At 63.0% G+C, this 20,467-nt stretch carries 20 protein-coding genes; 9 read left to right on the forward strand and 11 right to left on the reverse strand.

Annotated features, from left to right (window positions below; all coding sequences use genetic code 11):
- Positions 1-25: 25 nt before the first annotated feature.
- Both RMO89_RS06755 and RMO89_RS06760 read left to right on the forward strand, forming a co-directional pair.
- On the forward strand, positions 26-1,171 hold the full coding sequence (locus tag RMO89_RS06755) for an acyl-CoA dehydrogenase family protein (RefSeq protein ID WP_310532014.1): 1,146 nt from the start codon (positions 26-28) through the stop codon (positions 1,169-1,171).
- Complete coding sequence (locus RMO89_RS06760; protein WP_310532015.1) at positions 1,171-2,088, forward strand: acyl-CoA dehydrogenase family protein; 918 nt, start codon at positions 1,171-1,173, stop codon at positions 2,086-2,088. Before RMO89_RS06755 ends, RMO89_RS06760 begins: the two co-directional genes overlap by 1 nt.
- Before the next feature lie 192 nt (positions 2,089-2,280).
- On the opposite strand, the gene RMO89_RS06765 is transcribed toward RMO89_RS06760, so the two are convergent.
- The 6 genes from RMO89_RS06765 to RMO89_RS06790 are packed head-to-tail and all read right to left on the reverse strand — an operon-like array spanning position 2,281 to position 9,061.
- On the reverse strand, positions 2,281-3,201 hold the full coding sequence (locus tag RMO89_RS06765) for a TIGR03619 family F420-dependent LLM class oxidoreductase (RefSeq protein ID WP_310532017.1): 921 nt from the start codon (positions 3,199-3,201) through the stop codon (positions 2,281-2,283).
- A gap of 47 nt (positions 3,202-3,248) precedes the next feature.
- Entirely contained in the window at positions 3,249-4,448 is a 1,200-nt protein-coding gene (locus RMO89_RS06770; protein ID WP_310532018.1) for a CoA transferase, read from the reverse strand.
- Entirely contained in the window at positions 4,448-5,587 is a 1,140-nt protein-coding gene (locus RMO89_RS06775; RefSeq protein WP_310532019.1) for a CoA transferase, read from the reverse strand. The genes RMO89_RS06770 and RMO89_RS06775 overlap by 1 nt, the downstream gene beginning before the upstream one ends.
- On the reverse strand, positions 5,584-6,336 hold the full coding sequence (locus RMO89_RS06780; protein ID WP_310532021.1) for an SDR family oxidoreductase: 753 nt from the start codon (positions 6,334-6,336) through the stop codon (positions 5,584-5,586). Before RMO89_RS06780 ends, RMO89_RS06775 begins: the two co-directional genes overlap by 4 nt.
- 13 nt (positions 6,337-6,349) lie before the next feature.
- Complete coding sequence (locus tag RMO89_RS06785) at positions 6,350-7,759, reverse strand: aromatic ring-hydroxylating dioxygenase subunit alpha (protein WP_310532022.1); 1,410 nt, start codon at positions 7,757-7,759, stop codon at positions 6,350-6,352.
- 42 nt (positions 7,760-7,801) lie between these two features.
- Positions 7,802-9,061 (reverse strand): amidohydrolase family protein, encoded by a 1,260-nt coding sequence (locus tag RMO89_RS06790; protein ID WP_310532023.1) that lies wholly within the window; start codon positions 9,059-9,061, stop codon positions 7,802-7,804.
- 186 nt (positions 9,062-9,247) lie between these two features.
- On the opposite strand from RMO89_RS06790, the gene RMO89_RS06795 reads away from it, so the two are divergent.
- From RMO89_RS06795 to RMO89_RS06810, 4 genes are all read left to right on the forward strand, one after another.
- A complete protein-coding gene (locus RMO89_RS06795; RefSeq protein ID WP_310532025.1) occupies positions 9,248-9,574 on the forward strand; it encodes a 2Fe-2S iron-sulfur cluster-binding protein in 327 nt (108 codons plus the stop codon).
- A gap of 111 nt (positions 9,575-9,685) precedes the next feature.
- Positions 9,686-10,981 (forward strand): cytochrome P450, encoded by a 1,296-nt coding sequence (locus tag RMO89_RS06800; protein ID WP_310532026.1) that lies wholly within the window; start codon positions 9,686-9,688, stop codon positions 10,979-10,981.
- Positions 10,981-11,814 carry an SDR family oxidoreductase gene (locus RMO89_RS06805; protein WP_310532027.1) on the forward strand — a complete coding sequence of 278 codons (834 nt, stop codon included), beginning with the start codon at positions 10,981-10,983 and terminating at the stop codon, positions 11,812-11,814. The genes RMO89_RS06800 and RMO89_RS06805 overlap by 1 nt, the downstream gene beginning before the upstream one ends.
- A gap of 66 nt (positions 11,815-11,880) precedes the next feature.
- On the forward strand, positions 11,881-12,957 hold the full coding sequence (locus RMO89_RS06810) for a hypothetical protein (protein ID WP_310532029.1): 1,077 nt from the start codon (positions 11,881-11,883) through the stop codon (positions 12,955-12,957).
- Positions 12,958-13,132: 175 nt separating this feature from the next.
- Here RMO89_RS06810 and RMO89_RS06815 read toward each other — a convergent pair whose 3' ends face one another.
- Positions 13,133-13,900, reverse strand: coding sequence for an SDR family NAD(P)-dependent oxidoreductase (locus RMO89_RS06815; RefSeq protein ID WP_310532030.1), 768 nt, complete (start codon positions 13,898-13,900; stop codon positions 13,133-13,135).
- Between the two features lie 88 nt (positions 13,901-13,988).
- Positions 13,989-14,483, reverse strand: a complete 495-nt coding sequence (locus tag RMO89_RS06820; RefSeq protein ID WP_310532031.1) for a flavin reductase family protein — start codon at positions 14,481-14,483, stop codon at positions 13,989-13,991.
- A gap of 138 nt (positions 14,484-14,621) precedes the next feature.
- Between RMO89_RS06820 and RMO89_RS06825 the strand changes: the two genes are divergently transcribed.
- The 3 genes from RMO89_RS06825 to RMO89_RS06835 all read left to right on the forward strand — a co-directional run bounded on the left by RMO89_RS06825 (position 14,622) and on the right by RMO89_RS06835 (position 17,248).
- Positions 14,622-15,497 (forward strand): FAD-dependent oxidoreductase, encoded by an 876-nt coding sequence (locus tag RMO89_RS06825; RefSeq protein ID WP_310532032.1) that lies wholly within the window; start codon positions 14,622-14,624, stop codon positions 15,495-15,497.
- Positions 15,498-15,508: 11 nt separating this feature from the next.
- Entirely contained in the window at positions 15,509-15,826 is a 318-nt protein-coding gene (locus RMO89_RS06830; protein WP_310532034.1) for a hypothetical protein, read from the forward strand.
- An 87-nt stretch (positions 15,827-15,913) separates the two neighbouring features.
- Positions 15,914-17,248: a UGSC family (seleno)protein gene (locus RMO89_RS06835; RefSeq protein WP_310532035.1), complete on the forward strand. Its 1,335-nt coding sequence runs from the start codon at positions 15,914-15,916 to the stop codon at positions 17,246-17,248.
- On the opposite strand, the gene RMO89_RS06840 is transcribed toward RMO89_RS06835, so the two are convergent.
- The 3 genes from RMO89_RS06840 to hemA all read right to left on the reverse strand — a co-directional run.
- The gene (locus RMO89_RS06840) at positions 17,234-18,397 is read right to left on the reverse strand and encodes an aminotransferase (protein ID WP_310532037.1); all 1,164 of its coding nucleotides are present in this window, start codon (positions 18,395-18,397) and stop codon (positions 17,234-17,236) included. The genes RMO89_RS06835 and RMO89_RS06840 overlap by 15 nt on opposite strands.
- Before the next feature lie 102 nt (positions 18,398-18,499).
- The gene (locus RMO89_RS06845; RefSeq protein WP_310532039.1) at positions 18,500-19,570 is read right to left on the reverse strand and encodes a DUF2853 family protein; all 1,071 of its coding nucleotides are present in this window, start codon (positions 19,568-19,570) and stop codon (positions 18,500-18,502) included.
- 126 nt (positions 19,571-19,696) lie between these two features.
- Positions 19,697-20,467 (reverse strand): 5-aminolevulinate synthase (hemA, locus tag RMO89_RS06850; RefSeq protein WP_310532040.1); only part of this gene is annotated, 771 nt, incomplete at its 5' end.

Below are 20,467 nucleotides of genomic sequence, written 5' to 3' on the forward strand. Positions count from 1 at the left end.
TCGCCGCTCGTCTAACCCTTCCGCCATGGAATTCACCTGGAACGAAGAGCAGCAGGCGTTTCGCGACAAGCTGCGCGCCTTCCTCGATGCGGAATTGCCGGCTGACTGGGAGGCCTTCTCGCAGCACGGTCCGGCCAGTCCGGCGCTGACGAAATTCGCCGCCGAATTCTGCCGGAAGCTGGCGGATAACGGTATGCTGTTCCCGCACTGGCCGGTCGAACACGGCGGGCAGGGGCTAGATCCCTGGCACCAGCAGATTTTGGCCGAAGTCATGTGGGAATTTGGCGAGCCGCGTGGCGGCCAGTACATGAACGTCAACTGGATCGGCCCGACGCTGATGCGCTATGGTACCCCGGACCAGCAGGCGCATTACCTGCCGCAGATTGCCAATGGCGAAATGCTGTGGTGTCAGGGCTTTTCGGAGCCGGACAGCGGTTCAGACCTCGCGAGCCTGCGCACCCGCGCCGTTCTTGAAGGCGGGCATTACCGGGTCAACGGACAGAAGATCTGGACCAGTTACGCAGGGCTGGCCGACACCTGCTTCTTGCTCACCCGCACCAGCGACGATCGCAAGCGCGGCATCACCATCCTGCTCGTGCCGATGGACACGCCGGGCATCACCGTGCGTCAGATCCCGAGCCTGATCGGCGAGGGCGACATCCATGAAGTGTTCTTCGACGATGTGATCGTGCCAATCGGCCAGCGCTTTGGCGAAGAAGGGCAGGCCTGGGAAATCATCGGCTATTCGCTGACTAACGAACGCCTTGGCATCCCGCGCTATCATCTGGCGCGCACCGCGCTCGACCGGGCGGTGGCGATGCTGAAAGATCGCGGCGACTGGACCGGCGAAATCGTCAAGGCCGAGGCTGGCCGCTGCGCCGCGCTTTGCGAAGGCGCGCGGACGGCGAATTATGCCATTGTGCAAAAGCGCAGCGAAGGATTCGGCGTTGGGCCAGAGGCCAGCTCGGCGCGGTTTGCCACGGTCATGGCCGAACGCGCGGTGTGCGAATTTGTGGTGGAATTCGTGCCCGAGGCGCTGGCCGATGGCTCGCCCTATCTCAAGATGCACCACCAGCGCGGGATCGTTGCCGGCATCGCGTCCGGTGCGGCGGAAATCCAGCTCAACATTATCGCGGGCGACGTGCTCGAACTGCCGAGGGAGCCAAGGTAATGGACCTCGCGCTGAACGAAGACCAACGCCAGATTATCGACTTTCTCGATGGTCTGACGCGTCCCTATGCCTCCGTGCCGATGCACGATTGTTCGCTGGCACTGGTCAGCGACGAGCTTGATGCCGAACTGGCCGAGGGCGGGTTTCTTGATGTCATGGCGATGGAAGAACTGGGGCCGGTCACTGCGGCGCTGGTGATCGAACGCCTCGCTAGGTTGCCTTTTGCGTTGGAAGCCGGCGCTTCGGCGCTGCTGCGCATCGCGCTCGATCCCGACCTGCCGCGCCCGCTGTGTCTGGTCGAGGAAGGGCGGCTTGGTCGCCCGGTGCGCTACCTGAAACCGGGGGCGACGGTGGTTGTCGTTGGCGAGGGGGGGGTGAAGACCTTCACTGCCAGCGCGAATCATGTGCGCGCTGTGACTGACGAACCGCTCTACGCCTATCCGCTCGCCTACCTCACCGAAGTGCCCGCCGATGCGCGACTGCATGATATGGTCTCGGCCGAGGCCCTGCGCCTTTGGCGCGTCGGCGTGGCGGCGGAAGCGGCGGGCTTGCTCGCGGCGGCGCTCGATAGCGTGAAAACCTACACTTCCGAGCGCAAGCAGTTCGGCCGTCCGATCGCCACTTTCCAGGCGTTGCGTCACCGAATGGCGGAAACGCAAGTGTTGACGAACGCCGCCTACTGGCTCGCCCTGCGCGCGGCCGGCAGTGGTGATTATGGCGATGCTGCTCTGGCCGTGAGCCATGCGCTCGATACGGCGAAGCGGGTGGGATATGACTTCCATCAGTTCATGGGCGCGATGGGCATGACGCTGGAGCATCCGCTGCACCTGTGGACCTATCGCCTGAAGTTCCTCACCGGAGAACTGGGTGGCCGCGGTGCCAATGCGGCGGCGGCGGCGGAAGCGATCTGGGGTTAGGTGGATGCTTGGCCACTTCTGGATTCCGTCATCCTGAACTTGTTTCAGGATCCATTTCGCACAACACGCCATACGCCAGATCAGAAGCGCAACGGCGCAGCTGGCTTTCTGCACCGGGACCTGAGGGTCAGGCACGATGGATCCTGAAACAGGTTCAGGATGACGATGCACGTATCTTCGCGAAGTGTGCCCTTACCGCACCGCCGGCATGATCTCTTCAGCCACCCACTGGGTGTAGTCCATATATTCCTCCACCCCGCTGACCGCCGGGATGGGAATGCCGCTCATCGTCACGCCGAGTTCGCGGAACCAGTTCAGCCGGTCGATGATCTCCTGCTTGGTCTGACCGGCGCGGGCTTTTGGATCGTCTATCACGACATGGCCTTCGCCAACCCGGCTGGTCGACAGGCCGTAGAACACGTCCTCAAGCTTGCCGGCATAGTCGGGCTGCGACTTGATGTAGTCGATCTTTTCGGGGATGGTTTCGGGCTTGGTCAGGAACGGCCACCATCCCGAACAATACCGCCCGCAGCGGCGAAGGACCGGATCAGCATCGCCGCCGAGCCAAAGTGGCAAGTGCGGTTTCTGCACCGGCTTTGGTTCGAAGGCGACGTCCTTGAAACTGACGTATTTGCCTTCGAATTCCGGATTATCGCTGGTCCACAGCTCGACGATGGCGGCAAGGTATTCCTCGCAGATCGCGCCGCGTTCGTGGAACGGCACGCCAAGGATCTGGAACTCTTCCTCCAGCCAGCCGGCAGCAAAGGTGATCATCGCCCGCCCGCTCGACATCCAGTCCAGCGTCGCCAGCGCCTTGGCCGAAACGATGGGGTTCTGCAGCGGCAGTATGGAGATGCACGAGTTCACCCGGATCGATTCGGTTGCGCCCGCCAGGTAGGACATCCCGGCGAAGGCATGGAAGTAGAACGGCCCGGACAAGTCAATATGATGGCGCGGGATGATGTGGTGTTCAGGCACGCAGATCATCTCGAAGCCCAGCTTTTCCGCCCATTTTGCCAGCCGCGTCTGGTCCGCCCCAGTGACGCCCAGCTCCCACGGCTGCATCGATGCCTTGAGTTCAAGCAGGTGCGGCATCGAAAAGGCGAGTTCCATTGCAGTGTCCTCCGGGCAGTCCTGCAAGGCTGGCCGGGAAGCGCGGCCTAGTCGATGACCTTTCGCGCGATCAGGTCCGCGATATCGCCGGGGGGAAGGCCGAGCAGCTCGCCGTAGACATAGTCGTTGTGCTCGCCGAGCAGCGGAGCGCCGCGTTCAATCTGCGCTTCGTCCGGAGTCATGCGCCAGGGCGGGCCGATGATCGGGCGGCTGCCGGTGCGGTGGTCGGTCACCATGCGGTAGCCGCCGCGCGACCACATCAGGTCGTCCGAGCACAGGTCGATCGAACTTTGCGAGCGGAAGGCCGGCACCCCGGCGGCGCGCAGGGTCTCGCCAAGCTGGGAGGCATCGCGGGTAACGGTCCGGGTGGCGATGGCGGCATCAATGGCGTGCCGGTCCGCCTGTCGTCCCGCGAGCGAAGCGTGGCCGGGGGCGGCGTCCAGCTCGAGTTCGCCGCACAGCGCGGCCCACTCATCCTCGCCATCGACCGCGATGGAGAGCCATTCGCCGTCCGCGCAAGGGTACACGCCGTGCGGGCACATCTCGGCGTGGTAGTTGCCGTCGGCCTGTGGGACGTCGCCGGTGACGCTCCACGCCAGCAGGCTGTCACCGATCAAGCTGGTCATGGCCTCGACCGCAGACAGGTCGATGAACTGGCCCTCGCCGGAGCTCTCCCGGTGATGCAGGGCGGCGACTATGGCCAGCGCGGCATAGGCTCCGGCGGTGGAATCGCCATAGCGGATGTTCATGCCGCGCGGCACTTCGCCTTCGTGTCCGACGAGGTAATTGAGCCCCGCCAGGGCCGCGAAGCAGGGGGCGTAGCCGGTCTGGTAAGCCAGCGGGCCTTCAGTGCCCCACATCTTCAGCGAGAGCTGAATGATGTCGGGCTTGATCGCCTTCAGGCTGTCATAGTCCAGCCCGGAACGCTCCATCGCGCCTTGCCGGATGTTGTCGATCACCACGTCACTTGTCGCGACCATCTGCTTGACCAGCTCCAGCCCTTCGGGTGTCTTCATGTTGACCTGGATAGAAAGCACTTCCTGGTTGATAGACAGGAAATAGGGCGCGGCATCGATGTCCACCCCGCCATAGGCGCGCATCTCGTCAAGGTTGGTCATCGACTCGACCTTGATCACCTCGGCCCCGAGTTGGGCGAGGTATTTGCCGGCATAAGGCCCGGCCCAGACCTTGGTGAAGGCGAGTATGCGAACGCCCGATAGCGGCCCGCCGCGTTGGGGAAGGGGCATCAGAATGCCTCCCCGTTGTGTTGACCGAGTGCAGGCGCAGGGGAGCGCAGTTGCACCGGCGTTGCACTCAGCTTGTAGCTGGCGGTCGGATACAACGCCTCGCCAAGCACCGGATGGGTGAGCGACTGGAAGTAGCCGCGGTGCTGGAACTGTTCGTTGCCCGGCAGGTCGGCCGCGCTGTTCACCGGCACGATGGTCACGCCGAGTTTCTGCCCGTCGACGGAGACCACATGCTTGTGCTGGTCTTTCGCCCAAAGCGCAAAATGCGCGCGAAACTGCGCCACGCGGTCCGGCGTGCAATGGAATTCGAGCCAGTCCTCGGGAAAGTCCTGCACCCAGTCCGGCGCGCCCATCAGCGCGATCAGCCCTTTCCAGTGCGCCTTGGTCGTCATGAAAATGTAGAGGTAGCCATCGGCACAGGCGAAGCTGGTTGCCGGCCCGCCCATGTCATAGGCGGTGCGCGCGCGGTTCGGTTCCTGCTCTCCGGCGAGCATGCGGCCCAGCACGGTGTCAGTGCGGTTTACCTGCACTTCAACCTCTGAAATGTCGATGAACTGGCCCGATCCGGTGCGGCGATGGCGCAGCAGCGAAGAGAGCACACAGAGCGCCGCGTCGATGCCGGCTTCGTAATCGGAAAGGAACCGTCCCGCGCCTTTCAGCGGCGGCTTGTCAGCCGGTGTTTCGCTCGGCGAATGATAAGCCCAGCCGCCGGCGTTGATCACGTTGATTGAGCGTGCCTGCTGGTATTCCGGTGGTGCACCCTGGCCGAATGGCGTGATCAGGCAGTGAACAAGGCGGGGGAATCGGGCGGACAGGTCCTCCGGCGAAAACAGCGGGTTGGCATGATCGTCCACCAGCGCATCGGCGCGGGCCAGCAGGGCTTCCAGCTTAGAGCGATCGCTGGGTTCTGCCGGATCGAACTCGACCGATTTCTTGTTGGTGTTGAGATAGGCGAACAGCGCGGATCGCTCGGGCCCCGGCTGGCCATCCTTGAACGGCCCCATGCTGCGCGTCGGCGATCCGCCGGGCCGTTCGACCTTGATGACCTCAGCGCCGAAATCCGCGATCAGCTTGCCGCAATATTCGCCGCAAACGCGCTCGGCGAGTTCGACCATCACCAATCCCTTCAGCGCGCTCACAGGCTTTGTCCGTCATCGATGGTGAAGGTCGATCCGGTCACTTGCCGGCTGCGGTCAGACAGCAGGTAGACAAGCATGTCGTCAAGCGCGTCGCTTTCAAGTAGCCGCCCCCGGTGCAGCCCGGCAATGTCCTGCTGGCCGCGTTCGCTCGCGAACCACTCGGCGTTGATCTCGGACGGAATCCAGCCGGGTTGCAGGCAATTGACGTTGATCCCCTGCCGCACCCATTCGCGCGCGAACTGGCGGGTGAGGTGGGCAAGGCCGGCTTTGGTCGCGGCGTACATGGCATCGCCCGTGCCGTTCTGCTCCGCTGTGATCGATCCGATCATGACGATCCGGCCCCCGCCGCTATCACGGCTACCGCGAGCGATCATCCGGCGCGCGCCCTCTCGCGCGACGAGGTAGGAGCCGAGCAGGTTGGTATCGAGCACTTGCCGCAAACCCTGTTTGGGCACAACGGTGGACCGCCCGCCGGTGCCGACGCCTGCGTTGCAAACAACTCCATCGACCGAACCGAAACGTGCCTCGGCGGCGTCGAAGGCGGCGATCACACTGTCTTCGCTGGTGATGTCGAGTGGCACCGCCAAAGCCCGATCGCCAATCTCGGAAGCCAGCGCCATCACCCGGTCGAGCCGCCGCGCGCCAAGCACGACCCTGCCGCCCACGGCCGACACGGCGCGCGCGAAGCCTGCGCCCAGTCCGGCGGAAGCCCCGGCGATGAGGACCGTGCGACCGGCAAGATCGGTCATGTGCGCGCCCGTCTCAGCGGCTCGGCAGCTTCGGCGGCATGGCAACATACTTGTCGATTGCGCGTTCGAAGTGGCGGATACGGATTTCCTGATAATTCCCGAGCGTCAGCCCGGACTTGGCTGAAGCCTCGAGCCCTTCCTGCTGCGCGTAAAGGTTGTCGGTATCCTGATCGAGGATTTTGCCAAATCCGGGGTCCATGCCTTCCGCCTCGGCAAACGACTGGTCATCACGCAGGATGATAGGCTCTGCGGGATCGGGGCGCGGGCCGTCCTTGGGGACCGGGCGCATGAACATCACTTCGTAGATACAGCGGCGGTGATCCTTGGGATCGGGGCGGAATCGATAGACCATCGGCAGCGAAATGCCCGGGAACAGATAGGTGTTCGGGAAAATCGTATAGCTGAAGCAATCCAGCAGTTCGGAATCCGAAACGTTCGACAAGTCGCTGTTTGTGGCCTGCTCGAACATGCCCCGGAACATATCGGCCATGGCCTGCCGCGCGGTGCCATCGCCGACCATCGGGCGATCGTCAGACAGGACCGAAGCATCGCCGATGGTGAACTGGTCGAGGATCTGCTGCTCGGTGAACTTGCCTTCCAGGTGCGGACTAATCACGCCAAGGCACGAGATGAAGCGGTTCACGTGCTCGCCATAGACATCGTACTGCGAATTGGCGTCGGCGTTCGATGGCGCGACCTGCGGGTGCGTATCGAGCACATGATAGGCCTCCATGAAGGCCTCCACGGTCAGTTTCCAGTTGGCCGGATAGCTCTTTTGCACGTGGCAGTAGATGTAGCGGTCCTCCAGCTTCCACGCCTCGATATGCTCGACTGCCTTGGCGCCGAGATAGTCGCGGAGCGCTGGGGCCTCGGCGTCCATGTTGATCCACACGAACCCGCCCAGTGTTTCGACGCGGGCTTCGGGCAGGGTCAGTTTGTCAGGGTCGACATGCGGGAAGTCCCAGGGGCAGAGTACTTTCTTGTTGGTGCCATCGAGGTTCCAGGTCCAGCCATGGAACGGGCACTTGATGTTCGACGCGTAACCGGCGGTGCCCGAAGGCTTGAGCTTCGTACCCCGGTGCAGGCAGGCGTTGAAGTGGGCCTTGATCGATCCGTCTTCGATGCGGGTGACAATGAATGAATAGGGGCCGATATCGTAGACGTAATAGTCTCCGGCTTCAGGAATATGCTCCTCGCGGCAGGCGAATTGCCATGTGCGGGTCCACATCGATTCCATCTCGCGCCGGGCGAAATCCGGGCTGATGTAGCGATCCTTGGAAATGTCTTCGCTGCCAAGGAATTCGTAGCTTTCGCTGCGGACCCAGCCGGGCGCCTCGACCTTGTCAGCGGCGATGATGTCCTGCGTGGAGATCGCCGGGCAGCGGGCCTCGCCGGGATGCAGCTTGCCGGTTTCGACATTCATGGCTTCGTTTCCTTCAATGGTCGTTCGGCGACCTTACGCGGATCAGTTGGCGGGAGACTTGTGCAGCGCGCCGTCCTTCATGACCATGACCACGCGCGCAGTGTCGGATAGGATGGACAGGTCGGCAAGAACGTCACCATCGACGAGGATCATGTCGGCAAGCTTGCCCGCCTCGATCGTGCCGAGCGAGCCATCGCCCATCATGGCGTGTCCACCGTTGCGGGTGGCGCAGGCCAAGGCATCGGCGGGGCTGTAGCCATAGTAGTCCACGAAGCGGACCAGATCGCGCGCCTGCTGACCTTGCTGCGCCCAGACAAAACCATAGTCGCCGCCTATCAGGTGCCGAACGCCGCGCTTGCGGAGTGCTGTGTGCGTTTCAATAGAGGCTTCGATCAGCGGCGGTACGCCCATCATGGTTGCCACTTCGGCGGTGATGCCGGCACAGGCCGCGCCGCCGGTGACCATCTGGTGGAACAGGTCGATTGTCGGCACGACGAAGAGGCGGTCCTTCGCCTCTTCAAGCATGTCGAGCAGTTCCTCATCCGAATGTTCGACATGGAATAGCGCATCGACCCCTGCGCGCACGCACATCTTCGATCCTTCGACCGAGCGGGTGTGGACGTTGACCTTGCGGCCCAGATTGTGCGCGGTATCGACCGCCATCTTGAGCTCGTCGTAATGCATTGGCGAGCAGGTGGATGGGGTTCCGACCGTACCCGCACGCCACGCGTAGAACGGGTCGCCCGAGACATCGAGTTTGATGTTGTCTACCCCTTCGCGAATCTGACGGCGCACTTCGGCGCGCATTTCCTCGGGCCCGTTGATCAGGGTGGAAGGGCCGATGCGCGGATTGTGGTCGGTCGATTCATCGCCCATGCCGCCGGTAACGCTGATCTCCAGCCCGCCGGCACGGATGCGCGGGCCGGGGAGGCGGCCGGCGTTGACCTCATTACGCACCGCCACGCCGAGCCGCAGTTTAGCCTCGGAAGCGCCGTAAACGCTGGTGAACCCGGCATCAATCAGCGCCTTGGCCCCGCGCGCGGCGGCGAAGACCTGTTCTTCAGGCGTGGGCGTGATCAGGTGTTCGGTCGCGGCGCAGTTTTCGAAGGAGAGGTGCCCGTGGCCTTCGGTCATGCCGGGCATCAGGAACTTGCCTGCTGCTTCGATCACCGTGTCCGCCTGCGGGGCATCGCCTTGCGAGACGGAAACTATCGCGTTGCCTTCAACCAGCACGTGTCCGGTAAACGGCGCCTTGCCGGTCGCATCGAAAATTGTCGCGTTGATAATGGCGGTGGTGGCCACTGGCGGTACCCTCTCTGCGGCACGGATGCGTGCTTCTCTCATAGGCAGGATAGGCGCATGACCGCCTGTGCCAAATGACTGGCAGCGCACTGGCCGTTTCCCTTGACGGCGAGGCGGCGGGCAGACCTTGCCTGAATCGCCGGCCTGCTCCACTCCTTCCATGTCGCCGGGAGAGAGTGGAGTACAATGGGCAGCCTCAAAGTTACGATGACCGACGTGAAGGGCGAAACCCGCACCTTTGACACTGTCGATGAAGGCCTGAGCCTTATGGAAGTGGCCAAGGCGAACGGAGTCGAGGGTATTTTCGGCGACTGCGGCGGCGGCTGCTCCTGCGCCACCTGCCATGTCTATGTGGCAGCCGAATGGATGGAAAAGGTCGGTCAGCCTGATGACATCGAGATGGACATGCTCGACATGGCCGCCGAGCCGCGGGCGGGCAGCCGCCTTTCCTGCCAGATCAAGATGAGTGCCGAGCTGGACGGCATCGAAGTCACTGTCGCGCCCAGCGCCTGAGCGCTTCGATAAAGCTTTGCCGCAGGGGGCAAGCGCTGGTTCGATAAAGGCTATGGCCGCTCCCCTGGCGCTGCGCCATTGTGCCAGCAATTACCTGGGACAGGATTGAACATGGAAACGCAGGACCTCTCGCCCGCCGACAAGGAGCTGATTGCTACCGGCACGCTCGCCGATCATGCCATCCAGGCGCATCCCAACGCCTTCTACGCGGCGCTCCGCCATGGCGACCCGGTGCATTTCGATCCAAAGCTGGAATCGTGGCTGATCACCCGGCACGAGGATATCCTGTTCGTCCAGTCCGATCCGATGACCTTTTCGGTCAACAAGGGCTATCACACGCAGCAGGCGCGGGGGATGCAGGCCGAATTCCAGGAAATCCTGCGCACCGAAGGCGGCGGTTATTTCCCCGATGCGATCATGTCGGACCCGCCTTACCACACGCGCATCCGCAAGCTGATGGAGAACGCCTTCACCGCGCACCGCGTGAAGGAGCTCGAGCCCCGTATCACCACGGCCGTGCGCGAACTGCTGGAAAGCGTCGCCGACAAGGGCAGCGCCGATGCGGTGAAGGAAATCGCCGTGCCGCTGACCATTCGGGTGATCGTCGAGCAACTCGGGCTCGACCACGGTATGGAAGAACAGATCAGCCGCTGGTCGGTCGCTGTCACCGCGCAGATCGGCCGCATGCAGAACCGCGAGCAGATGATGGAAAATGCCCGCCAGATCTGCGACCTGCAACACTACATCATCGGCAAGATGAAGGAGCGCGAGGCCAACCGCGGCGAGGACATGATTTCAGACATGGTCCACGCCGAACTGCCCAATCCTGATGGCACGACCGACAAGCTGACTTTTGAAGAAGCCGTCAGTTTGGTTCGCGCCACGCTGATCGCCGGGAATGACACCACCGCCACGGCTATCGGCAACCTGTTCTACCTGATCACCACGCGCGACGGCTTTGCCGACCTGCTCAAGGAAGTGGTCGAGGACGATCGCAAGCTGACCCGTTTCGTCGAGGAACTGCTGCGCATAGAACCTCCGGTCCGCGCGCTTTCCCGCATGGCGACGAAGGAAGTCGTGGTCGGTGGCACGACCATTCCCGAAGGCGCGCACCTGTTGCTGGTCTATGCCTCGGGCAACGATGACGAAACGGTGTTCCCCGATCCGCGCAAGTTCGATCTCGACCGGCCCAACATCGCGCGCCACGTGGCCTTCGGTGGCGGTTCGCACCGCTGCGTCGGGCTCGCGCTCGCCCGCATGGAAGTGAAAGTCATGGCGCGCGAGATCGTTCGCCACCTCGACAACATCAAGCTGGCGATCCCGGTGGAGGACATCCGCTACGTGCCGACAGTCGCCACCCGTACGATTGAAAGCCTGCCGATTACTTTCACGCGGCGGCAAACCTGATGGCTGAGCTATCGGGCAAGGTCGCTGTCATTACCGGCGGCGCTTCGGGCATTGGCGAGGCTTCTGTACGGCTGTTCGTGGCCGAGGGTGCAAAAGTCGTGATCGCCGACATGGATGAGGATGCGGGGCAAGCGCTGGCCGTCAGCCTTGGCGATAACGCGGTCTTCATCCGCACCGATGTTTCCAACCGGGAGCAGGTGCAAGCGGCGGTAGATCTGGCGGTTTCGCACTTCGGCGGCCTCCACATCATGTTCAACAACGCCGGCATGTCCTGCGGCGCCTATCCCGACTTCATCGATGACAAGCTCGACGATTTCGACCGGGTAATGCGGGTCAACGTGCTTGGGCCGATGCTCGGCACGCAGATCGCTGCGCGGCACATGATGCAGCACGGCGGCGGAGTGATCCTGCAGAATTCGTCGATCGCCGGCATGCTCGCCGGCCATGCCATGATGACCTATCGCGCATCGAAAGCGGCGCTCAACCAGTTCAGCAAGTCTGCGGCGATAGACCTTGGCCGATATGGTATCCGGGTGAACTGCCTCGTACCCGGCCATATCCGCACCCAACTTTCCTCGTTCCAGCAAGGCGCGGCGAGTGACAAGCTGGCCGCGCTCGATCAGGAAATTGACGCGGTCTATCTCTCCAACCAGATCCTCAAGCGGCGCGGTGATCCGGAGGATTGCGCGCAGGCCGCGCTGTTCCTCGCCAGCGACCGGGCGCGGCAGATCACTGGCATTCTGATGCCGGTCGAAGCTGGGGTAACGGCGGGCGATCCTGTCAATCACCTCGCCGACATCATGGATGCCCGCCACCGCATCCTCGGTGACTGAGAGGTATCGCGGCGGCGGCTTGCCCCTGATCCGCGTTGGGGCACCATGTGGTCAGGGAGATTGACCATGACTGACTGGAACGGCGGACTGCCAAGCGACATCGACTACATGTTTCCGGCCCGCCCTACGGACCCGGAAATGCGCGAAAGCGCCTCGGTGTGGATCTTCGAGGAGAACGGCAAGTTCGCCCTGCCGCGTGTCGGGATCGAGGCGCAGGGGGCGGTGTGGGACACGCACCGCTATGACATGAATGTCGCTTTCGCCGATGGCCGGGTTCTGCGCGAAAGCGCGGTTGGGCGCTCGCAGTCACCGATCGGCCCAAGCGGCAGGCCGGATACCTTGGGCAGCGACGGGTTGACATTCCGCTGTATCGAACCGTTCCGCCGCTGGGCCGTGTCCTATGAAGGCGAGGCGTGGGAGGGCACGGTTGAGGAACAGATCCGCGCAGAATTCGGCGCATATGCCGATGCGGGCCGGTCCAAAGGCCTAGATGGCAGGACGCGCGTGCCGGTTTCTTGGGCGGTCGAACTTGAAATGGTCGCCCCCGCCTGGGTGCAGGATTACCGCGAGGAGAAGCTCGCCGGAATGACAGAACGGGAGCGCGCCGATGCCGGATCCATGGGCTATGGCTGGCGCACCGAACATTGCTTTCGTGGCAGCGGTGAGCTGAGCGTGGCGGGCGAAAGTCAGGCGTTCAATTGCCTCGGCAGCCGCATTCGCCGCCAGTCGGTGCGGCCCATGGGCGCGTTTCGCGGACACGCCTGGATGGAAGCGGTTTTCCCTGATGGCCGGGCTTTCGGCTTCATAACTTACCCGCCGATGCCGGGCGAAGATCCGGAGGACACGTACAACAACGCCTATGTCTGGACGGGTGAGAAGTTCCTGTCCGGCAAAGTCCGCAACGCCCCGTTCCTGCGCCGAGTGATGCCGCGCGGGGATGATGTGTCATGCCAGATCGAGACAGCGGAGGGCAGCTTCGCCATCGCCGGTGAAACGGTCAACGCCACGTTCCACATGGGCAACCCGGGGGTGAACGGCTTCAACAACCAGCAGGGCGGCGTGAAGTTCACTTGGGACGGGCAGACGACCTACGGGATGATCGAAAGGTCATCGCCGGCAGAGGTCTGCACGGTTATCCTTTGACCTACTTAGTTCGTCATCCTGAACTTGTTTCAGGATCCATCAAGCCTGCCGCGCCCGACGTGTGATCGGGCGCGTGGCGGTGCCGCAGAGTGTCAATTCGTCGGTCGGTGTCGGCGGCACAATGGATCCTGAAACAAGTTCAGGATGACGGTCTCTTTCTTGAGGCAGTCAGCCCTTAGGCTGAACCCATATAGCGGCCACCATTCACGCTGATCGTCTGGCCGGTCATGTAGCCGGCTTCTTCCGAAACGAGGAAGGCTGCGGCAGCGGCGATGTCTTCACCCGTGCCGATGCGCTTGACCGGCAGAGCCGCGCCGTAAGCCTCGACCGCGCCTGGAGTCTGCATGATTTCCGCACCGCGCAGCATCGGCGTGTCGATCGATCCCGGCGGGATCATGTTGGCGGTGATGCCATGTTCGCCCAGCGCCATGGCGAGGCACTTGGTCAGAGCCAGCAGGCCACCCTTCGAACTGGTGTAATGCGTCTGCAGCGCCGACCCGGACTGGGTCGAGGACGAGGTAATGTTGACGATCCGGCCCCACTTGGCCTCGATCATGTCGGGCACGCATTCCTGCGTGACGAGGAACGGGCCGGTCAGGTTGATCTTGAGAACCCGCTCGAACGTCGCAAGATCGATCGACAGGAAATCGTCGAACGGCGCGATGCCGGCATTGTTGATCAGGATGGCGATCTTGCCGAGTTCAGCGCGGGTGCGGTCCGCTGCGGCTTTGATCTCGGCCTGGTCGGAGCAATCGGCGCGTATGGCGATGGCGGTGCCGCCGGCTTCGCGCACCAGACGTGCGGTTTCCTCAGCGCCTTCGGCGTTGATGTCCCAGATGGCGATCTTGGCGTGGTCTTCAGCCAGACGCAGGGCCATCGAACGGCCCATGCCCGAGCCAGCACCGGTAATCACGGCCACGCGGCCACCTAGCGAACGAGTCATGAATCTGCTCTCCCAAGCCGGACTGCCCGGCATTGCTGAACGGTCGTACAGCAGTGCCGCGAGCGATAGTCAAGTCGCCCGGGCGGTTTCACGGGTTGGCGGAAAATCCGCCATAGCTGCCTTTGTGAAACAGCATCGGATCAGTATCGCGCCGCGATTCGAGATTCACGACCAGCCCGGTAACGAACCAGTGGTCGCCGGCTTCCTGAACCGCGTGCAAGCTGCATTCAATCGAAACCATCGTGCCCTCGAGCACTGGAAGGCCGTGATCCGACACCGCATAGTTTACGCCGCTGAACTTGTCCGGCCCCGACTTGGCAAGCTGCGCACACAAGGAAAGTTGATCGCGTGCCATCACGTTGACGCAGAAATGACCCGCCTTTTCTATCTGCGGCCAAGACGACGAGCGCTTGTCCGGCAGGAACCCGACCAGCGGCGGATCAAGCGAGACCGATGTGAACGTACCGACGACCATGCCAATCGGCTGCCCGCCTTCATCCACGGCGGTGATGACCGTCACACCTGTGGGATAGTTGCCCAATACCCGGCGGAACACCGCGGGATCGATTGCCGTTTCATCCATGCTTTGTCGTTACTCCGTCGCGGCGATGCATGCCGGATGGCCAACGAATAGGCAACGGTGCATTGCTGTGCAAACATCCACTCTTGCGCCGCCGGGCAAGCTGTGCTGATCACCTGTTCAAACATACTGGGAGAAGGTGTGGCAAGGCCGCTCAAAAATGTGGAAGAGGTTGTGGTGATCGGCGCAGGCCTTGCGGGCCTGTCGGCGGCGCGCCACGCTGCGCGGCTTGGCCGGCTGGTCACGCTGTTCGAATCATCGGGCCTTTATGGCGGTCTCGTCGCCACAGTGGGCGAGGTTGATGACCTGCCGTTCCCGGGCAACTGGTCAGGGCAGGATCTGGCTATGCACTTGCTTGAACAGGCGCAGAAGGTTGGCGTGCGGCTCGTCGATGCCGCTGTGGTGCGGATGGATCCGGGCGATCGGCTGTCGCTGGTTGATGGTGAGGGCCGGACCTATGCTCCCGAAGCGGTGATCGTCGCCACCGGCGGCGCGCTGCAAAGGCTGGGCGTTCCGGGCGAAGAGGAATTTGCCGGCCGCGGCGTATCGCGCTGCGCCACTTGTGATGGGGGATTCTATCGCGGCAAGCACGTTGCGGTGATCGGCGGCGGCGACGGCGCGGTGCACGAGGCGATGTCGCTGTCAAAGATGGCCGGGCAAGTCACCATGGTCTGCCGCAGCCCGATGAAGGCCCGGCGCGAACACATCGACAAGCTCGACGCGCGCGACAATGTGCGCTTCGTCTGGGACAGCGAAGTCACGGAAATTGTCGGCGATGGCAAGGTGACCGGCCTTGCGCTGCGCAACGTCAAGACCGGCGCGGCATCCTTGCTCGATTGCGACGGGGTGTTCCCGTTCATCGGGCTTGAGCGCGGCTCGAATTTTGTAGTCAACGACCCGCGCGTGTTCTTCGCAGGAGAGGCGCGCGCAGGATTCGGTGGCACCGGAATTGAAGCAATGGCAGAAGGCGTGAGCGCAGCCGAGGCGGCGCATCGTATGCTTTCGGCAGGCAAGTGAAGGATAGATCGATGGCATCCAGCGACGGTAAGTATCAGGTCGTCTGGCCCTGCGGCGAACGGCGCCTGAAGGTGCGCAAGCTCGCGCGGCGGCTCGATACGCTGAACGGCAAGACGGTGGCCCAGCTGTGGGATTACCTCTTCGCCGGTGACGAGATCTACGACGAACTCGAGAGCAAGCTGCGCGAGACCTATCCGGACGTGAAGTTCGTTTCCTGGCGCGAATTCGGCTCTACCCACGGGCTCAACGAGAAGGAAATCCTTGCCTCGCTGCCCCAGCGCTTCAAGGAGCTGGGCGTGGATGCCGCCATATCGAGTATGGCCTGCTGAGGTTCTTGCACACCCGCCGTGTTGCGGGCCAGCGAGATTTGTGAACGTGCCGGATACCCCACCTCTTCGCTGGTCTGCGAAGGGTTCTTGAGTCAGGCTGCGGCGACGCGGGTCGGGCTGGGCTATCCCAACATGCCGGTGGCGACGATTGTCGGCCATCCGGGCGCGCAGTCGGTTGCCGAAATTCGCCGTCATGCGGCTGAGGTAACTGCCGCCGAGGTGATCGCCAACCTGACCGTGCAGCCCGACGAGGTCGTTCTGCCGGACGAACCCGGCGCGCGCGACATCGTGTTCGAGGGCAGCTTCGAGGAAGTGAACGACTTCTTCTACGACCGTGAGTGGAGCGACGGCCTGCCCATCGTCCCGCCGACACCTGAAAAGATCGCCGAGTTCCTGTCCTACACAGACCGGGACCCCAACGAGACGCTCGGCATCGTCCTGCCTGAAAGCCGTGCGGTGACCATCTGGTCGATCGCGGTGAACGGCGTGATGGCGGGCTGCCGGCCCGAATATATGCCGATCCTGATCGCGCTGGGCGAGGCGATGGCCGATCCGATCTATGGCGTGGAGCATTCAGGCAATACGCCAGGATCAGAAACGCTGATCATCCTCAACGGGCCGATCATCAAGCAACTGGGCTTCAATTACACCCAGGGTGTGCTGCGCGACGGGTTCAAGCCGAACACCAGCGTTGGCCGGTTCTGGCGGCTCGCGCTGCGCAACATCGCCGGCTTCCGCCTGCACAAGACGGACAAGGGCTGCTTCGGCAACACCTTCCGCGTCGTGCTGGCAGAGAACGAGGATGCGCTGGCGGGGATGGGGTGGCCGTCCAATGCCGAGGATATGGGCTTCCGCACTGGCGACAACACGGTGACGATCACCCGCATGACCGGCGGCGACGTCTTGCCGTCCGTCACCGGCGCGACGCCTGAGGCGATGATGCCTTACCTTGCTGATGGTGTGGCAAAGGAAACCGGCTGGGAAATTTCCTTCACCGTTGGCGGGCTGACTTTCGGCACGCTGCGCCCGGCGCTGGTGCTCAGTCCGATCCTGGCTGAAACCATCGCCAAGGCCTGTTGGAGCAAGGACGACATCAAGCAGTACCTCTACGATCACGCCCGCATGGAAGCAGGCCGGATCGAGACGATGATGAACGTCTGGACCGAGTTCAAGATCGACAGCCTGAAGCATCAGGTCATGCTGGGCCGCTTGCCGAAGGACTTTGCGCTGAACGATGATCCAAAGCGCATGGTGCCGATCGTTACCCGGCCGGATGAATTCATGGTCCTCGTCTCGGGTGATCCGCTGCGCACGAATGCCTATTCCTTCGCGCACAACGGCTATCTGGGTTTTCCAGTGGCGAAGAAGATCGCGCTGCCTGCGGACTGGGAAGCCCGGATCAGCGGGTCAGTGCGAAGCTAGCGCATCGCGGAACCGGGCGAGGCGGGTTACGCCCTCCGCCAGCGTGCTTTCGGCCTTGCAGTGGCATAGGCGCAGTACGCTGGTGACGGCATCAGCCTCGTAAAAAGCGGACACCGGGATCGAGGCGACCATGCCTTCGTGCACTGCCCGTTCGGCGAATGCGGCATCGTCCAGCGTGAAGCCCGAACCTGGCAGATCGACGCAGGTGAACCAGGTTGCCTGATTGGGCAGCACAGAGAAACCGGCAGCTCTAAGCGCGGAATTGAGGAAGGTGCGCGTCCGGGCCCAGCCTTCCTTGCGCTCATCGATCAGCGCATCGCTCGCCAGTCCTTCGGCCACGGCGTATTGCAGTGCCGGTGGCGTGGTGAAAGTGAGGAACTGGTGCACGCGGGCGAGGACCGACGCGAGCGCAGGGGCGGCGCAGAGCCAGCCGATCTTCCAGCCGGTCACGCCGAAAATCTTGCCCGCCGACCCGATCTTGATCGTGCGTTGCGCCATGCCGGGGAACGACAGCAGCGAGCGTTGGACCTGCCCGTCGAAGCGCACCGACTCCCACACCTCGTCGCAGATCGCCAGCAGGTCGTGGCGGATGCAGACCTGCGCGATGGTGGTCAGTTCCTCGTCACTGGCGCAGGTGCCGGTGGGATTGAGCGGATCGTTGAGAATGATCGCGCGGGTGCGTTCGGTTATCACCGCTTCAATCGCATCGTTGTCATAACGCCAGTCCGGAGGCCGCAGCGTCACAAAAACCGGCTTGCCGCCCGCGCGGCGGACCAGCGGCGCATAGGCATCATAGACCGGAGCAAACAGGATCACTTCGTCGCCGGGGCTGACCGAGGCGAGAATTGCCGCCGCCAGCGCCTCGGTCGCGCCTGAGGTGACAATTACGTTCTCACGTAACAAGTCCAGATGCTGCGAGCGACGGTACCACGCCGCCACCGCATCGCGCAGTTCGGGCACGCCGGGGCTGGGCGGGTATTGATTCGACCGTTCGAGCAAGGCCTTGCCCGCCGCCGCCAGCAATTGCGCTGGCCCGCTGTCATCGGGAAAGCCCTGACCAAGGTTGATGCGGCTTCCATCGCGGCACAGCGCCGACATCTTTTCAAAGATCGTCACGCCCATGCCGGAATAGATCGGGTTCAGCTCCATGGACCCGGTCTAGGCAATCGCGCGGGCAGAAGAAAGGGGCGGAAAGCTGATCGCCTTCCGCCCCTTTTTCATGTCAGACACTCGGTTCCACTGATCAGGCGATTATTTGAACAGGTAAAGATAGACGACGATCAGCAGCACCAGAATGGCGAGCAACCACCACAGCCAGGCCGAGGAACCTTGATCCGAGGGTTTGTCACTAACCAGGCTCTGGACCGCATCACCGCCAGCTGGCTTGGAGGCCGCGATTGGAGTCACTGGAGTGGGGGCTGGAACTGGTGCCGGAACTGGTGCTGGTGCCGGTGTGGCAACTGGCTTCGGTGCCGGTGCAGACGCCGCCTTGGCCGGTGCAGCTTTCGCCGCTGCAGATGCCTTCGGGGCTTTTGCCGGGGCAGCAAGTTCGACTGTCGCCTTGCTCGCCTTGCCGGATTTGGCCTTGCTGTCGAGGTTCGCCAGAGTGGCAACGCCGGTTGGCGCCGCTTCCGGCTTGGCCTTTGCTGGGGTCTTGGCAGCGAGAGCCTTAGCCGCAGATGCGGACTTTGCTGCCGGCGGCTTGGTGGAAGCTGCCACCTTGGCCGCGGGGACCTTGGCAGGCGCAACCTTGGCCGCAGTGGCCTTGGTGGGGCCGGCCTTGACAGCCGGCGTTGCCGCGCTCTTGGCTGGAGATGCCTTCGCGGCGGCCTTGGCAGCTGGTTTGGCGTCCGTAGTCTTCGGTGCAGCCTTGTCCGCAACGGGCTTTGCAGCGGCGGGTTTGGCTATCTTCGCGGTTGTCGCCTTTGGCACAGCAGCAGCTTTCGGAGCTACCGCCTTGGTCGCAGCAGGCTTCGCAGCCCTAGAACCCGCAGCCGGCTTGGGCGCGAACGTGGCCAGCTTTCCGAACTGGCTGGCGAGGAGGTAGTAAACCGTTACCCGGTTCTTGGTCCGGTCCGCCTTCATCTTCTCCTTGACCGAGGCAATGGCCGCATCAAGCGCGGCATCGTCCTGCGTCAGGCCCAGTTTCTTTTGGAGGAAATTCGTCCGCACACGGGCAAGTTCAGTCTTGTCGGAAAAGCTGACCAGCGCAGAATCGCGGTTGCGCAGGGCGATCCCGCAATATTTGACGATGCCCGATATGATGCCATCATCTGCGTCAGGCGCATATTTCTTGACGTCAGCCGCCCACTTTTCGGCCATAGTACCCCTCCAAATTCCGGTTGCGACACCTTCGAAGGACGCAGATTTGCGCCCCGAAAGCACAAGCCTATCGGAATTTCCCGTAAGGTCCATGGCAAAATCAGTCCCTCACCGGGACCGGGCGTCTCAGGCGGCTTTGCGCAGGTCCAGCCGTTCCCAGATCTCGACCAAGGCGCTGGTCAGTTCTTCCATCATCGCCGTGGTGTGCGAAGGTCCCGGCGTGAAGCGCAGGCGCTCCGTTCCGCGCGGCACGGTGGGGAAGTTGATCGGCTGCACATAGACGCCGTACTCGGCGAGCAGGATGTCGCTGATCTGCTTGGCGCGCTGCGGATCGCCGACCATCAGCGGCACGATATGCGTCGTGCTTGGCATGACCGGCAGTCCGGCATCAGCGAACAAACGCTTGAGCGTGGCGGCGGCAGCCTGCTGGCCCTCACGCTCGACGCTGGAGGCCTTGAGGTGACGGACCGATGCCAGCACACCGGCGACCAGCACCGGGCTGAGCGAGGTGGTGAAGATGAACCCCGGCGCATAAGACCGGATCACGTCGATGATCTTCTTGTCCGCCGCGATATAGCCGCCCATCACGCCAAAGGCCTTGCCCAGCGTGCCTTCGATGATGTCGATGCGGTGCGCCGCTTCATCGCGGTCGCTGATGCCGCCGCCGCGCGGGCCGTACATGCCAACGGCGTGCACCTCGTCGATATAGGTCAGTGCGTTGTACTTGTCGGCAAGGTCGCAAACCGCGTGAATCGGCGCAACATCGCCGTCCATCGAATAGACGCTTTCAAAGGCGATCAGCTTGGGCACTTCGGGATCGGTTTCGCTGAGCAATTGCTCAAGGTGTTCCAGATCGTTGTGCCGCCATACCTTCTTTTCGGCGCCTGAATTGCGGAT

The sequence above is a fragment of the Novosphingobium sp. genome, assembly GCF_031424035.1.
Taxonomy (GTDB): Bacteria; Pseudomonadota; Alphaproteobacteria; order Sphingomonadales; family Sphingomonadaceae; genus Novosphingobium.